The sequence below is a fragment of the Rhizobium sp. PEPV16 genome, assembly GCF_008919455.1.
In the GTDB taxonomy this organism is placed as follows: domain Bacteria; phylum Pseudomonadota; class Alphaproteobacteria; order Rhizobiales; family Rhizobiaceae; genus Rhizobium; species Rhizobium leguminosarum_Q.
In genome coordinates this window covers 11,707-13,217 of sequence record NZ_VSZV01000207.1, presented here as the reverse complement: position 1 = coordinate 13,217, position 1,511 = coordinate 11,707, and the positions used below count along the sequence as shown (strand labels likewise).

Here is a 1,511-nt window from a genome sequence, read left to right as displayed (position 1 = left end):
CAGCTCTTTCTCGGAAGCCTGGCGGACCCATTCGGGAATCCAGGGCTCGCGGTAATTACCGGTGGGCACGACGATCGGAAAATCCGTCGCGAGTGACACGGCAAGATCGATATCCGCACGGCGTCCGACGCCGCCCGTCGAGCATTCGACCAGTGCCGTCACCCCGAGCTTCTTGATCCGCTCGATCTCGGGGGCCATCAGCCGAACGACGTCTTCGATCTCAGCTTCGGCATAACCGGGCTGGTCGGGCGTCCTGAGGTCGACGAAGACGTGCTCGTGCGGGAGGATCATCCCAAGTTCGGATTTGCTCTTAGGGCCGAGCGTCGTGCGCAGATGTTTCAAAGTCTCTCCCCCACGGTCGCACCGGCTTTGCGTACAGCCCTCGATCGACACTGCCGCAAAAGTAGATCGTCACGTAACGAAATCAATCGCTCACTCGGCTATAATTCCGACAACCTCATCATTGATGTCGACTTCCGACTTGCTGACCTGACTGTCGCTGGGAACTATATGCTGCATCGGCCTCTTCGGCGTCGCATCGGCTACTTCCCCTTCCCCTCCTTGGCCTGCGCCGGCCGGCTGATCGCGCGGACCTTGCCGCTGGCGCCGCCACCGCAAAAGAAGCAGTCGGCGCCGTCGGATTCGAGGCCGGAGACGCCGGTGCCCTCGGGCATTTCCAGCCGCTCCAGCACCTCGCCGGTTTCGGGGTCGATGCGTCTGACGTCGCTGTCATCGCCCTCCCAGGTGCCGTGCCAGAGCTGGCCGTCGACCCAGGTGACGCCTGTCACGACGCGGTTGGATTCGATGGTGCGGAGGATCTTGCCCGTCTCCGGGTCGATCTGATGGATCCGGCGCCCCCGGTGCTGGCCGACCCAGAGCGAGCCTTCGGCCCAGGCAAGGCCGGAATCGCCGCCATTGCCAGGCGCCGGGATGGTGGAAAGGATACGTCCGGTCTTCGGGTCGATCTTGTGAATGACATCCTCGGCAATCTGATAGAGAAACGTGCCGTCGAAAGCCGTACCGGCATGGGACGCGACCTCGATCGAGCGCACCACCTCGCCACTTGCGGGATCGAGCGCATTCAGCCTGTCACCCGAGGCGAACCAGACGTGCTCACCATCGAAGGTGACGCCATTGATGTGTTTCGCGCCTGGGAAAGGTCCGTATTCGCGGATGATCGTCGCTGTCGATTTCTTCATCTCTTCCATCCTGTTCGCCCGTAGGGCCATCTTCATCAGTCAGGCGATACTAGTCGTTTGGCAAAGGTCCCGGGAGTAACAAGATCGTCGGGAAACCAGGCAGCGGCGGGCTCATCCAGCGCCGCGCCCGCCCACGCCCGAAGGATTGCACCTTGCCCTCCCCGGCAAGCGAATCCAGCGCCCGCTGTACGGTGCGCGGGCTGGCGCCGAGCGCGATCGCCAGCGCCGAACTCGACCAGGCCTCGCCATCGGCGAGAAAGGCGAGCACCGCCCCATGCTGGCCTTCGACCAGCGGCGCCAGCACGACGGTCT

The 1,511-nt window shown here is 63.5% G+C and carries 1 protein-coding gene and 2 pseudogenes; all 3 read right to left on the bottom strand.

Annotated elements, in window-relative coordinates; translation table 11 throughout:
- Positions 1–342, bottom strand: a pseudogene (locus FY112_RS06120) (esterase); the annotation flags it as partial.
- Positions 343–542: 200 nt separating this feature from the next.
- Positions 543–1,199, bottom strand: a complete 657-nt coding sequence (locus tag FY112_RS06115) for a PQQ-binding-like beta-propeller repeat protein (RefSeq protein WP_026158748.1) — start codon at positions 1,197–1,199, stop codon at positions 543–545.
- Between the two features lie 49 nt (positions 1,200–1,248).
- Positions 1,249–1,511 (bottom strand): annotated as a pseudogene (locus FY112_RS37460) (GntR family transcriptional regulator); the annotation flags it as partial.

Bases quoted from the DNA above. Each gene is read 5' to 3' on its own strand.
- FY112_RS06115 (WP_026158748.1), bottom strand. From the start codon at position 1,199: ATGAAGAAATCGACAGCGACGATCATCCGCGAATACGGACCTTTCCCA.